Below are 12,125 nucleotides of genomic sequence, written 5' to 3'. Positions count from 1 at the left end.
GTAGAGGTCTTTACCGAAAGCGTGCCCGAAGTAGTTCTTGATGTCCTCTCGCAGCGGAATCTGCGCCTCGAAGTACGATGCATCGCGCTCGGCCATCTCCGACTCAACCGCTGCGAGAGCGAGCGTGTGCGGGCGGGTTCGCGTGAGGAGCACGGCGTAGGGCTTGCCCGACTCGCCGAGGTTCTCGGCGGTCACCCACGTCTGCTGCATGTCGAGGCCCGCCGGAGTGGTCGGTATCACGAGAAAGTCAGCCTTCTCCTTGGCCGCGTCGAGAGCCTTGCCGGACGGCGCGCAGTCGATGAAGCACCACGTGTCGGCATCCGGCTTGAGCGCCTTTATCCTCGTCGCGTTTATCGGATCGACGGGAAACGGAAGCGGCTCACCGGCCTGCTCAGCCGTGTCGGCCCACAGCGTCGCACTCCCCTGCTCGTCGGCGTCGAGCACCTTCGCCTCGTGTCCCGCCCTCACTGCTGCGGTCGCGAGGGCTATGGCGGTTGTCGTCTTGCCGACGCCGCCCTTGATGTTCAGAACCGGGATTATCACGATGCCCTCCATATGTATACATACGTATAACATACATACGTATACCACATTTACCAGCGTGTATGCTCAGTAGATTGGTGAATGGTTTCCGCTTCTGACGTCCTTGATCCCGGCAGACTCGCAAGCGCCGGCCCAATACTTCTGGACGGTCGGCGGGGACATGTGCAACTCCTTCGCCGCCCAGCGCTTTGACGCCTGAGGATGTGCCATCAGGAACTCGGCGAGTTTCCTCACCTTCGATTCGGCGACGTCCTCACGCCTGAGCCTGAGCGCCTCCTCGCGGCCGGTTCGGGCCTTGTTCGGCACCCTCTTAACGCTGCCGTCCCCCTGCTCCTCAAGCCAGTAATCAGCTTGCAGATGCTCTTTCCTCGTCCGCCAGTTCCGTTTCGCCTTGAGCCCGAACGACCATCCCAGCAGCTCCTCCGCAACCTCTGTTGGTCGCAGACATCCGATTGGGTTATAGCCTTTTATCGCTGAGTTGACGTCCCTTGAGTTGATGGGCTTCCCGTCGGTCGGCGAGGGCCGACGTCCCCACTCGCTGTTCATCAAGGCTTCGAGGTCGTGTTTGAGTGCGGCTTCCGAGACGTTGCAGTTATACGCGTATCCGGCGAGAACGAACATGGCCATGTACCGAGACCCGGGCTTGGTCTCTTCGTAAATCCTCCTGAGCACGTTGTCATACAGAGGCCGGTAACGAGGCTTGAGCCTTATCGTGTGCCCGTGGCTGGTCGTGACGTAGCCGCCTGTCTCGCGCCAGTGAACACCGCGGACAAAGGAACTCTCCCCACGCTTGATTGCCGCGTCGGCGTCGGCGATGCTCATGTCCTCGGCAGCGTCGAACGTCTCGTCATCGATGCACCCCATGTCGTGCAGCTTACGTATGTAGGCGAGCTGCTTTTCGCTTGCGGGAGAATTGCCGCCGCCCTTGCCGCCGTTAACGGCGGCAAGCCCCACCGGATCCCACTCCCCGACGTCATGGGGCTTCAGGTCACCTCCGATGTAATCGGATATGGCGATTGGGTCGGACGGGACGCGGTCAACTCCGCCTCTGACGAAGAGCCGCGTCGGATATCCGTTCTTAGTGGGGGAACCGGGAGCGCGAAAGGCATGGTTGTAAGCGGCGCAGGCCTTATCGACCTTGAACCTGTTCTTCGGAAGTCTCTCATCGAAATAGGCGTAAAGGCGCTTGATGAAGGAGTCGTACTTCGCCCGCCTCGGCGCTGACTTCGACAGAAGGGGAATGGGATCGCCGAACACGTACCAGAGCTGGATTCCCGTACCGGAGAGCATGAGATAGTTCGGCATGATCTCCTCGTTGCCCTCTAGGAACTCGAAGAGGCTTTCCATCACCCAGCTCGCCTGGAAGTGCTGGCCCTTTTCGTCCTCGACGCGATCTATGTCCACGCACACTCCGCTGATGTGCGTCATGGCGTTCTTCTTCGAGACCGGGTACCTGAGGCCGTCCCTGTGGGTCGGCTCCCAGAACTTACCGAGGTAGATGAATGATGTCTCCTTTTCGACAGCCTTAATGAACGTCGAGTAATCGTCGTAGACCTGATACGGGTGCTTCCGATCGCGATGGTTAACGAGGATGGGGCAGGCCTCGAACTGGAGGGCGGAAACCTCGGTTCCATAGAGATCTCGATAGAACTGATGGATTGTCGGAACGTCATTTGGCAGCGAGAGAAGATCGTACTCCCTGCCCTCCGGATCATAGACATACGTCCTGGCCGAACGCTCAATATCCCACTCCTGCATATCACGCACACTTCGTGCCTGGTCAAGCCAATCGGCGCGAATCTCGCACCACCCAGGCTGTTCCAGAACAATCCGGGCCTGCTCTGATTGATAGGCGAACTCCTTCTCGCGGCGCTCCCTCTCGTCGGCAAGCTGTCGCTCGTTCCAAAAGGCAAGAAGGGCTTCCTTCTGCTCATCGGGAAGCGACGATGATCGAATCTCAAGAGGGTTAATCCGCACAGTCGGACGGTCGGGAGCAACACGGCCAGAAGACAAGGCAAACCTCCAAATTCAAGAAAAGGCGGCTCTCCCCTTCCCTTACCCCATCCCCCTTTCAGAATTGAGGGGTGTAATATGAACAATAGAAAGTATAACAGTTCTTTGGGGCCACAACCTACCCCTGACGCTCCAAAAGCCCACAGTATCGCTCTAGAGGCGTTTTGCTAGCTTGACGGTACTGATAGCCGTCCCGCTTCTCAAAGTGCCTCAGACGGCTCCTCGCGGCCTCTCGCAGCTCGTCGCGGGCTGCATCCTCCTCGCTCAGCTCCATGAGGTAGGCTTTGCTCCTCTCGTAGCTTTCCATGTCAATCGTCACCGAGCGCCTTCGACCCCCGGCGGATCTGCGGCGGGAACTCGGTCTGGGCGTGTCGGCGAGAAGGCGCTCGACGTTGCCGACCTCCGCCGCCGCCCTGGCCCACGCCTCCATGTCGCCGATGCTGGACGACCTCCGGCGATCCTCGGCGTCGAGGTCGGCGAGCAGGCGCTCGAGCTCGCGACGGTCCATGCGCCCGATCTCGAAGAGCCGGAAGAGATGGCCGAGGTCGTCCATCGCTACCCCTCCACCTTGCGCGCGATGAATGCGCCTAGTGCGGCGCACCCGATCATGGCGAGCGGCAAGGCGATCCACCCGTACCCGGAGATCCACGCCGCCCCGGCCTCGAACTGGAGCCACATCGCGCCGACGGCCACGAGGAGCACGATGAGGCACGCGAGGCACGCCACGGCGCACACGGCCACGGTCGCGGCAATCGTGGCCTTGCGTGCCGTCTCAAGGGCGCTGACGGCCTCCTCCGCGCTTCTCTGGCTGTTCTCCATCGCGAGCTTGGCGGCGTGGTCGATGCCCTTGAGGGTGTCCACGGCTCGCTCCTCGACGCGCGCGAACACCGCGTTGCTCGCGTCCTCGGCGCGCGCCGCGGCCCCCCTCGACGGCGGCACTCATGTCGCGCATCGTCTCGGTGTTCTCCACGAGCGCCCCGTGCATCTCCTTGGCGATGGCCGCGACCGATGCCATGTCCCTGGCCGTCCGCATCTGCTCGCGAGCCGCGCGCTCCTTGAGCTGCGCCGTCGCCTCAAGGCTGTCGGCCATGGCTCCTAGGTTGTCCTGGCTGAGGTTGTCGAACTTCCCCATCTCCGTGCCTCCGTCTACCTCGTGATTCTGTTCTCGATGTCAAGCTCGACGGTGACGGTGCGCCCCCGCTCGGGCCTCTTCCCCTGTGCCTTCTCGCCATCGCGGGCGAGTTTGGCGGTCTCCCTTGCCGCCATGCCGCGAAGCTCCTCGGCGCTGACCTTCCTGCCAGCCTCGCGGCTCATGGCCACCAGCTCGCGCAGAGGCCTCCTAATCTCGGCTCCCGTGACGGTCTGCCCGCCCTTCGAGAAGGAGAGGTCGCCCTTCCCCTCCGTGAAGTCCATCTCGATGCCTCGCGCCGCGAGCACAGCCTCAAGCTCGGCGAAGTGGTTGTCGCTCCGATGCGAGAACACGGCGTCTATCTCGCGCCCGACCGTCCGCGCCATCTCGCGGGCGACCGAGAGGCCGCGCGCACGCGCGGCTGTCTGCATCATCAGCCCGCGGTGCCGCGCGATGAACGCCTCGCGCCGCTGGGTGACGGCGTCGGTCTTTCGCGCGAACCAGGCAACGGCGCGAACCTTGAGCGCGGCGAGCTGCGCGGCCACGCGGTCGATGGCGGCGTTCACGGATCGCGCCCGCGCGTTCTGCGCGACGCGCTCCGGGGACGGGCGACTCCCCTCGTGGACGGTCGGCACGTACTCGATCCCCCTCTCCGCGAAGCTGCGGTGGTCGATGGCGATGGGCGGCGTGTTCGTGCGCTCCGCGTGCTCGGCGAGCCGCCTGTTGGCGATGTCGGCCCACGCCTTGCGCGCCGCCCGAAGCTCGGCTTTGGCGTCTTCGAGCGAGTTGCCGCCGCCGACCCTCTGCATGGTGGCGACGGGGCTCGTGCTCACCCGGTCCTGGTTCGTGAGGCCGCGCTCCTTGGCCTCGGCCTTGGTGAGGCGCACCTCCCCGCCGCCGACCTCGTAGCGGAACACCTTCGCCCACTCGCCCTTAACGGCCTTCCACTCCGAGGACGGGATGACACGCTCCTCGCCGCGCTCGTTGCGGCAGAGGTAGCACTTCTCGCTCCTCGGCGAGGCGGGCCGCTCGAACCCGTCCGCCCCGAGCGGCAGCGCCGTCTCGAGCACGTGCGCGTGCGGGTTGCCGTCGCCGTCGTCGTGTATCGCCCAGTCGCACGCGCGGCCATTCGCGGTGCGCTCGGCGCAGAAGTCGATGACGCACTGGCGGCGCTCCTCGGGCGAGAGCTCGCGCGGGAGGGCGAACTCCCACCGCCGCGCGACGAGCTCGGTGCGGCCGCCGTGCGCACGCGTCGCCTCGTTCCAGAGGCGCTGTCTGTCTGCCGCCCACGCGGGCGCGCCGTCAGGCAGCTCGATGCCGCAGCCGACGACGCGCTCCTTGCGCGCGTAGTCGCAGCGCTCGCCCGTGCGCTCGTCCACGAGCGTCTGGCCGCTCTGGTAGGAGGCCGACGCGACCGCAGACGAGCCGCGCGAGGGCGCGACGCCGCGCACGTTGAGGTGGTAGATTGCCACGGAGCGGAGGCCTCCCTTCGATGGGCAGGAGCGGAAGCGGCGCTCTGCCGCCTCCGCAAGCGAGCGGAGCGAGCGCGCAGCGCCCCGTGTCGGACGTGAGCGAAGCCGCGAACGTCCGCACGCGGCGCGGAGGGCAAGCGGGCTCGCCCGCGCGCAGCCCGTTACCCATAGGCGAGCGTGGCCGCAAGCCGCAGGGAGACGGGCGGAGGGCAAGGAGCGCGAGCGACGCGCAGCGAGTTCCAACGAGCGGAGTGGCCCGCCGCAGGCGCGCACGCGATGTTCCAACTCACGCAGCGCAGCGAGTAAGTTGGAACTAAGTGCGCACTTACCCTTGTTGGTAAGTGAATGATACCCACTCGCAACGGGTACAATACGCATAAGGTTTACGCACTAGGAAAGGCTCACACATGGACCACGGAAACGAAGCAGCCGTGTCACTCGCGGAAGAGACGCCTCGACCCGATGCAACGGCTTCTCGTGAGACGCCTCACGAGAAGCCGAAACGGCGCAGGAAGACAATCGACCAACAGATCGCGGAGGCAGAGCAAAGACTCAGGAAGCTCAAGCAGCAGGCTAGAAACGAGGAGCGCAAGGCCCGCACGCACAGGCTCGTCACGAGCGCGGCGACCATCGAGGCGGAGGCCGGTCGCGTAGAGCTCGACGAGACGATTGCCCGATGGCTCGGGCGGATGCTCGCGGCTGAGCTGGCGAAGCCCGACAGCGAGATCGCGAGGCACGTGGGCGCGCGCCTCGCGCGATGACGGTGGTGCCGAGTGAACGTCAAGCTCGTCTTCGCCGACAGGATAGAGTCGTGGGACACGCGCGCCGACGGGTCGGCAACCACGAGCCACGCAGCCCTTGAGGTTCACGGGAACCAGCTCGTGCTGTGGAGCGCCCTCGACTTCGATGAAGGGTACAGCGAGAGCGGAGAGCCGGAGAAGCGGAGGCGCGAGCGCGGGACGCCGAGGGCCGTGCTCGCGCTCGACGGCGAGACGCCGGAGACGATTCCAGGATTCCTCGAAGTGGCGGGCGAGCGCTACGGGCTGCTCAGGTTCGACGTTGACGGCGAAACGCTTTGGCAACGCGAGGAGCCCTATGGGGACGACGGGGAGGTTCTTGACGATGATGGTTAGCGATGTCATCGTCGCACTCGATTGGAGCGATGAGCCCCACGGCATAAAGGTGCGGTTCCCCGACAGCGAAATTCTTCTCTTGAGCAACCATGAGGTTGACAGCGGGAACGATTTCTATCCGAAGATCGAAGACGCGGCTGAGGAGAAGCCTGCTAGCGCCGAGGTTCGCATAGACACCGTTCCCGATTGCAAGGTCGATTCGATGAGGGCGGAGGATCGCCGTCTCGTCATCACGACAGGAGATCTTCAATGACGGCGAGGCACAGCAACTTCTTCTCGGTCGGCGATGTCGTGGCATTCGAGACAAACCACCACGAACTGACCGGCACCGTTGAAATCATCGACTACCGTGGACACGAGCGCGCGTGCTTCAAGGGCTGCGAATGGTCATACGACATCTTCGTCGAGGCGTCGCCCGACTTCGACGATGAGCCTTGCCTTTACAAGCACATCCCCGAGTGCGACGTAAGGCCGGAATGAGGGCTGATTTTATACGGTCTATATAGGCTCCGCACTGCTTTCGTGGTCACCGCGAGACGCCCTTCAACTCATTGAAAGACCTCATCCACTCCATCTGAGAAATTTCAACAATGGGAGCCAACTACGAAAACGCTTCGTTTCGAGGCGCCAACACTTGGGTACAATCTTTATATGATATGATGTCATATCATACTTTGAAAGGAGGCGCCTTGAGCAAGATAGGGGTTCACCCGAGGGTTGCGCGACGGCACCCGGAGGTCACACCGGAGGACGTTGCCGCCGCGATGCGCGGGATGATCTCCTACCGACAGCGACCGACCGGCGAGTGGCTGGCGGTCGGCCTCGACGGCAGGGGGAGACTCATCGAACTGGTCTACCAGTACGACGAGGAGGATGACTTCTTCTTCGTGTTCCACGGCATGACCCCGCCGAGCGGCAAGACGCTCCGCGAGCTTGGATTGGAGAGGTGAGAAGCATGAACGTTACCGAGTACATGAGGAAGCACGGCCTCACCGATGCCGACCTCGACGCTATGGCCGAACCCTACGAGAGAGGCGACTACGCGAGCGGCAGTGGGGATGTCTTCACCGGATCACACCTCGATGCGGTTGGTAAACGACGCGTGACGGTCATCTACGACGCGCGTGATACGCAACGCGTGGCTGCGATAGCCCGCAGCAGGGGCGTCAAGACCTCCGAGATCTACCGAGATGCGCTCGACTACTACCTTGCCGCACAGGTATAGCTTTTGTGCTCTGTCGAATCAAGCGTTGCGGCTGGTCAGAGTGTTCTATCGTTCGACCGACCGCAACGTTCGCATCTCATCAATTTCCTTATCGCTGATTAGAGGCTGTAGAGATCGATCCTTCATTCTGATTTACCGTTGATCAGCATACTGGCATCACTGCAAATGGATTGGTAGATCTCAAGCGATTGCCTATCAGCAACGACTACATCGTAATCAAGATATTCGCTGAGCGGCGTTCGGTACTCGGCATCCGTCTCGATTTTATAGGAAGGATAATTATCAACAGCCAGCTTTGCATACGGACTGTTTAACATGACAAATCCATCGGCGTCTATAGCATCCGATATAGAATCAGATGCGCGTTTAAGAAACAGAACATAAGTAGAACCAGAACGCATAAACGTTCCGCCAAGCATGTAAGCACCACTCGGGACGAGCGTCTTACCGGAGGGGCGGTCATAGATTCCAACCGGTTCGAATACCATAATTGAACGGCAGTCAGACAGATTGGGTCCCTTAATAACTTTCTCGATGTTGAACCCTGTTAAAAAAGACTTATGCACATATTCGCGCTGTCCATTAAGGGTTCCAACAACAATCAAATCGGCACGTTGTTCCATCTCCGCAACGGTAAGACCATCGAAGGCGCCATCCATTCTCGCAACCTCTTCGGCAGAATATGGAGCAACGGCGTAGATAAGATCTGTGGGAAGCTTTCCGTCATTGCAGTAATTCGTGTAGCTTGACCTTGTTATAGCCCCGCAACAAACAGATGCGATAACAAGTAGAACACATATTGCCAACCAAGGTATCGACCGCAGCTTTAACCTCGTCATATCTGTCATCTCTCTCGAATCGTTCCATCGGTCATTTGGTATTGGATGTCCGAAACCGCATCGAGCTCGCTAAGGTCATGAGAAACGACTATGATTGTTGCTCCGCGGTCTTTTTCCTCAACAATCAAATCCCTAATTAGTCGCTTTCCGTCATCATCAAGGGCGTTGGTTGGCTCGTCAAGAAGAATGAGCTCCGGCCTTTCCATAATCGCCTGAGCGATGCAAAGCCTCTGATGCATCCCCAGGCTATAGCTCCTCACTTGCCTTCGGTCTCCCGGATCGAGACCAACGCGTTCCAGAGCACCGCGAATTGCCGGCTCATCGGCATTCCCGCGAATTGACGCTAAGAGTTTAAGGTTCTGAAGACCCGACAAATCATCCCAAAGCCTCAACGGCTCGATCAGAAACCCTATACTGCTGGGAAACACGTCGCCGCGCGCGTATTCTTCTCCAAATATCCTGATAGATCCGCTATCGATCCGTATAAGCCCAGCTATTGCACGAAGCATCATGGTTTTACCGGATCCGTTATGGCCTCTTACACCCGATATCCCTCCTTTAGGAAACGACACAGAGACGTTGTCCAAGACGCGTTTTCCTTTGATTGTTTTTGAGACTTTGCTTAAAACGACGCCCCCATCAAAGTCACTTCTGCTGGCAGCATCCGAATTGATATAGGCATCCATAGAGATCAACGACCTTTCCATGGGCGTCAGCGACCATCTTGCGCGGGTATATAGTCTTTTTGAAGGAAGCAGATGAATATGGTCAGAAATAATGCGACGAGAGTCATCCCAAAAATGGCGAAACGAAATATCGCATCAGACGCCGGCGTTGTATCGAGAACGATAGACAAGCCCCATCCAATTGAGGGAACTCCGCCACCGACAACATTCTGCGCCATGAAATCCCAGAGACCGTAAAGCACACACGCCATAAAGGCGATCGCTTCTCTTCCAGAAATCAAAAGGAATGCCATATAAAGCATTGATGCTATTGCACATACCATCCCCTGCATCAAAGTTGACAACGCAACACCGGCACAATTTACTCGGATTGCCGACCCAATTTCTATTGCCAAAAGGGCGGATGCGTTGATGACGATTGATGCGCAGAGACCGAAAACGATTACGAAGAAGAAGCATCTGAAGGCGGCAATCTGACGACTCTGCGACCATACCGCAAAGTGCTCCGTAGCCATTATTCCAGCCGGACGTATAAGCGCGACCGCTACGAGCGGCACCAAAACAAACGCCGCTATGTTTGAGGCGTTGCAAAACTCATACGCCTCTTCAAACGAATCGCCAACGATAAGGATTCCGGATTTTATGGCAAAAGATTGTATAGCCCTTACAATAATTAATAAGGCAATCGCTATAAGAGCTTGGTAATTTCTATTCAAAAACAGACAAGCCATTCTTTTCATAGCAAAACATCCTTCCCCTTGAAGAGAGGGACGGAGGCGACAAGCAGAGACAACGCCGTAATCACAGCCGGATACACAACGAAGAAGAACGGGTCGTTGAGCTGACGGTCGATGTTTGGATAACAGTATGAAAAGTGTAGTAGCTGATATACAGAGCTTGAAACAAGAGGAGAAAGCTGGAACAAGGCAAGCGACACTAACGTTGGTATGACAAGTGCAACTGTCTTATGTTTCCTGAGCAGAAACGACAAACCAAAACTAAAGAGGCTGCACAATCCCCCCCACGCGGACGACCACACAGCAAATATCATATTATATATATACGGGCTATCAATGCGGAGATCGTACAAGAGGCCATCATTCGGCATGACGTCGAGGTAAATCGGAGTATCCATATAGCCACCGTATAGCCCGTTTACGGGAAACGCGATAAAGGCAAGAAGCTGCAAGAGGGCAAGCGTAAAAAGCACAAGCAGGAAACCGCCGCAATATGTGATGACGATATTAGATATAAGATATGATTTGACAGAAGACCGTACTACGATGCACGATGCGACCCCACTCCTGATATCTTCCTTAGCTGATCCAGAAAAAACCAACGCCGAAAGGATCGGCATAAAGAAATAGAGATAAACGCGCATTGAGTTGATTTGCATGGCGTCCATATTCCATGCCCACGCATATGCAGGTGATGGCAAGTCTCCTATATCTGATCCGTAAAAATGCTGACAGCTTTCAGCAAACGCCGCCAACACAAACACGAGCGATACCGTTACGGCAACCCTGAACTCAGTTCGCTTAACAAGTCTATGGACAAGAAGGGGGAATACAGTAGCTAAATTCCTCATATCAGCTCCTATGGATAAAGCCTCCCGGAGCGAATCCGTGAGGCTTTGAGATATAGTGACTGAGGAGAAGCGTTGTTGATTGCTGTTAGAAGCTGACGTTACCGGCTACGTAGTTGGGCTCTTGCCAGCCGTCAGTGCAGCCGCGCAAATGCACGTTGCCCGAACCACGTGTCCAGTAAGAAAGGGTATAGTAGTTTTTTCCTGTAACCAAAACCGAATTCGTCACACGGGTATTGACGCTTGGAGCATCGCACCAAAGCCAAAACTTCTTGTTGTTATCGTTCCTGGTCACGTTTACGCCCGCCCCGGACGACGAGCTCGCGCGCGTACCAGACTTAAGAGTAACGTTTTCCTGATATCCAGGAAGCGTGTATCCGAAATCGACACTCGAGGCATACGCAATACCTCCGAGTCCAAGGAAGAGCCCCATGGCCACCAAGATGATGGCAAGCCTTCCCTTTAGAGCGTGAGTAAACCTCACATCTGTCACACTCCCTCAAATCGGTGTTAGCTTCTCCTCAGCCCTCCACACGATTAGTATTTGTAGATTATACACTATTTTTTTGAAGTGTATGGACAAAAATCAGATAGATAGTCTCACAACACTCATCCGTAAATTTACCCCAGCGTTTACGTATGGCCAGCAGTTTCATGCGCATCTCGAGACTTTCAATGATAGTCCTCGAGACGGTAGCGCTGTGATCGGCGATGTAAGCGCTGATAGATCGCTTCCGCTCGTTGATGCCTTGGTTTCCCATGAGAGTTCCACTCGGGTTTGACTAAGCAATGCGCCCAACCGTCCTCTTAGTCGCCACCCTCAAGACCATCCCTTACCTCCTTGTAGACTACCTCGCAACCGAAGAGGTTGTCGAAGTTGTCACCGAACGAGTTCCCAGAGAAGTTCTTAAGTGCCTCGTGATTCGCCCAACATGATCATAAAATCGCCTTGAGCTTCGGATCGTCAGCGTAGCCTGGTGGGACGTTTCTGGAGCTGCCAAGACCGACCTCCTGCTTTCAATCTGCTCGTCCCACGCCTTTTATGGCTAGAAGCATAAAGCAATACATATGTATAAAATACATATGTATTGCTAGTCTACCTGCGAAATCCTCAATCTGAGACCATCAACGATGAGACGTGTCAGGGTCGTTCCACGCTTCTCTGCGTATGCCTGGGCCTCGCGCTTCAGGTCGTCCGGCAGGAGGATCGTTGTCGGCCTCTTCGGGACTTTGGTGCCATCGCCCTTGTTCTTGGTGTCTTGGTTGTCCATGAGATTCGGCCCGGCGTTCGAGCGCTGCGGGGCGATTATCGGTTTCGGCTTCTTCTGCACAGCCATCAGGAAAGCGCCTCCTCGATCTCCTTGAACACGCCCTCGTACCCGTAGAGGTCTTTACCGAAAGCGTGCCCGAAGTAGTTCTTGATGTCCTCTCGCAGCGGAATCTGCGCCTCGAAGTACGATGCATCGCGCTCGGCCATCTCCGACTCAACCGCTGCGAGAG

General features: G+C 57.9%; 17 protein-coding genes. 6 read left to right on the top strand and 11 right to left on the bottom strand.

Going from position 1 to position 12,125, the window contains the following annotated elements; translation table 11 throughout:
• The 5 genes from B5F33_RS10530 to B5F33_RS10505 all read right to left on the bottom strand — a co-directional run.
• Nucleotides 1–543: ParA family protein (locus B5F33_RS10530; RefSeq protein WP_158095365.1), on the bottom strand; the 543-nt coding region annotated here is incomplete at its 3' end.
• 66 nt (nucleotides 544–609) lie between these two features.
• The gene (locus B5F33_RS10525; RefSeq protein WP_087411775.1) at nucleotides 610–2,556 is read right to left on the bottom strand and encodes a hypothetical protein; all 1,947 of its coding nucleotides are present in this window, start codon (nucleotides 2,554–2,556) and stop codon (nucleotides 610–612) included.
• 118 nt (nucleotides 2,557–2,674) lie between these two features.
• A complete protein-coding gene (locus tag B5F33_RS10520) occupies nucleotides 2,675–3,109 on the bottom strand; it encodes a hypothetical protein (protein WP_087411774.1) in 435 nt (144 codons plus the stop codon).
• A gap of 2 nt (nucleotides 3,110–3,111) precedes the next feature.
• A complete protein-coding gene (locus B5F33_RS10515) occupies nucleotides 3,112–3,417 on the bottom strand; it encodes a hypothetical protein (protein WP_158095364.1) in 306 nt (101 codons plus the stop codon).
• 285 nt (nucleotides 3,418–3,702) lie between these two features.
• Nucleotides 3,703–5,157 carry a MobA/MobL family protein gene (locus tag B5F33_RS10505; RefSeq protein WP_158095363.1) on the bottom strand — a complete coding sequence of 485 codons (1,455 nt, stop codon included), beginning with the start codon at nucleotides 5,155–5,157 and terminating at the stop codon, nucleotides 3,703–3,705.
• Nucleotides 5,158–5,564: 407 nt separating this feature from the next.
• On the opposite strand from B5F33_RS10505, the gene B5F33_RS10500 reads away from it, so the two are divergent.
• The 6 genes from B5F33_RS10500 (at nucleotide 5,565) to B5F33_RS10475 (ending at nucleotide 7,515) form a co-directional block, all read left to right on the top strand.
• Nucleotides 5,565–5,918 (top strand): hypothetical protein, encoded by a 354-nt coding sequence (locus B5F33_RS10500; RefSeq protein ID WP_087411770.1) that lies wholly within the window; start codon nucleotides 5,565–5,567, stop codon nucleotides 5,916–5,918.
• 12 nt (nucleotides 5,919–5,930) lie between these two features.
• Nucleotides 5,931–6,290 (top strand): hypothetical protein, encoded by a 360-nt coding sequence (locus B5F33_RS10495; RefSeq protein WP_087411769.1) that lies wholly within the window; start codon nucleotides 5,931–5,933, stop codon nucleotides 6,288–6,290.
• A complete protein-coding gene (locus B5F33_RS10490; protein ID WP_087411768.1) occupies nucleotides 6,280–6,543 on the top strand; it encodes a hypothetical protein in 264 nt (87 codons plus the stop codon). Before B5F33_RS10495 ends, B5F33_RS10490 begins: the two co-directional genes overlap by 11 nt.
• Entirely contained in the window at nucleotides 6,540–6,770 is a 231-nt protein-coding gene (locus B5F33_RS10485) for a hypothetical protein (protein WP_087411767.1), read from the top strand. Before B5F33_RS10490 ends, B5F33_RS10485 begins: the two co-directional genes overlap by 4 nt.
• Nucleotides 6,771–6,979: 209 nt before the next feature.
• Complete coding sequence (locus B5F33_RS10480) at nucleotides 6,980–7,240, top strand: hypothetical protein (RefSeq protein ID WP_087411766.1); 261 nt, start codon at nucleotides 6,980–6,982, stop codon at nucleotides 7,238–7,240.
• A 5-nt stretch (nucleotides 7,241–7,245) separates the two neighbouring features.
• On the top strand, nucleotides 7,246–7,515 hold the full coding sequence (locus B5F33_RS10475) for an NADP oxidoreductase (RefSeq protein ID WP_087411765.1): 270 nt from the start codon (nucleotides 7,246–7,248) through the stop codon (nucleotides 7,513–7,515).
• 122 nt (nucleotides 7,516–7,637) lie between these two features.
• On the opposite strand, the gene B5F33_RS10470 is transcribed toward B5F33_RS10475, so the two are convergent.
• The 6 genes from B5F33_RS10470 to B5F33_RS10445 all read right to left on the bottom strand — a co-directional run bounded on the left by B5F33_RS10470 (nucleotide 7,638) and on the right by B5F33_RS10445 (nucleotide 11,962).
• Nucleotides 7,638–8,174, bottom strand: a complete 537-nt coding sequence (locus tag B5F33_RS10470) for a hypothetical protein (RefSeq protein ID WP_087411764.1) — start codon at nucleotides 8,172–8,174, stop codon at nucleotides 7,638–7,640.
• Between the two features lie 185 nt (nucleotides 8,175–8,359).
• Nucleotides 8,360–9,040, bottom strand: coding sequence for an ABC transporter ATP-binding protein (locus B5F33_RS10465; protein ID WP_087411763.1), 681 nt, complete (start codon nucleotides 9,038–9,040; stop codon nucleotides 8,360–8,362).
• A 26-nt stretch (nucleotides 9,041–9,066) separates the two neighbouring features.
• Nucleotides 9,067–9,780: a hypothetical protein gene (locus B5F33_RS10460; protein WP_087411762.1), complete on the bottom strand. Its 714-nt coding sequence runs from the start codon at nucleotides 9,778–9,780 to the stop codon at nucleotides 9,067–9,069.
• Complete coding sequence (locus B5F33_RS10455; protein ID WP_087411761.1) at nucleotides 9,777–10,628, bottom strand: hypothetical protein; 852 nt, start codon at nucleotides 10,626–10,628, stop codon at nucleotides 9,777–9,779. The genes B5F33_RS10460 and B5F33_RS10455 overlap by 4 nt, the downstream gene beginning before the upstream one ends.
• A gap of 85 nt (nucleotides 10,629–10,713) precedes the next feature.
• Nucleotides 10,714–11,109 (bottom strand): hypothetical protein, encoded by a 396-nt coding sequence (locus tag B5F33_RS10865; protein ID WP_143757988.1) that lies wholly within the window; start codon nucleotides 11,107–11,109, stop codon nucleotides 10,714–10,716.
• A 607-nt stretch (nucleotides 11,110–11,716) separates the two neighbouring features.
• Nucleotides 11,717–11,962 (bottom strand): hypothetical protein, encoded by a 246-nt coding sequence (locus tag B5F33_RS10445; protein ID WP_087411759.1) that lies wholly within the window; start codon nucleotides 11,960–11,962, stop codon nucleotides 11,717–11,719.
• Nucleotides 11,963–12,125 lie beyond the last annotated feature (163 nt).

This window comes from Collinsella sp. An2 (assembly GCF_002160065.1).
Classification (GTDB): Bacteria; Actinomycetota; Coriobacteriia; order Coriobacteriales; family Coriobacteriaceae; genus Limicola.
Note: the sequence above shows the minus strand (reverse complement) of the source record. Positions and strands in the feature narration are given on the sequence as shown.